At 51.4% G+C, this 247-nt stretch carries 1 tRNA gene; it reads left to right on the top strand.

From position 1 onward, the window contains the following. The first annotated feature begins 170 nt into the window (after positions 1-170). Positions 171-247: transfer RNA gene (locus tag QN378_RS23400), tRNA-Pro, on the top strand.

Below are 247 nucleotides of genomic sequence, written 5' to 3'. Positions count from 1 at the left end.
CGTTAGCTCAGTTGGTAGAGCAGTTGGCTTTTAACCAATTGGTCGTAGGTTCGAATCCCACACGACCCACCATTTTCTGCCGGGTTGTACCGGGTTGAATCTTAGGGAGTGATGCCAAAAGCATCACCCAATCTAAAAGGCACCTTTTACTAGGTGCCTTTTTGTATAACCGGGGTATAGCGCAGTCCGGTAGCGCGCCTGCTTTGGGAGCAGGATGTCAGGAGTTCGAATCCCCTTACCCCGACCA

The organism is Pseudomonas sp. 10S5 (genome assembly GCF_035019745.1).
Taxonomy (GTDB): domain Bacteria; phylum Pseudomonadota; class Gammaproteobacteria; order Pseudomonadales; family Pseudomonadaceae; genus Aquipseudomonas.
The sequence above is the reverse complement of the archived record's forward strand: the minus strand, read 5'-3'. Positions and strand labels throughout refer to the sequence as shown.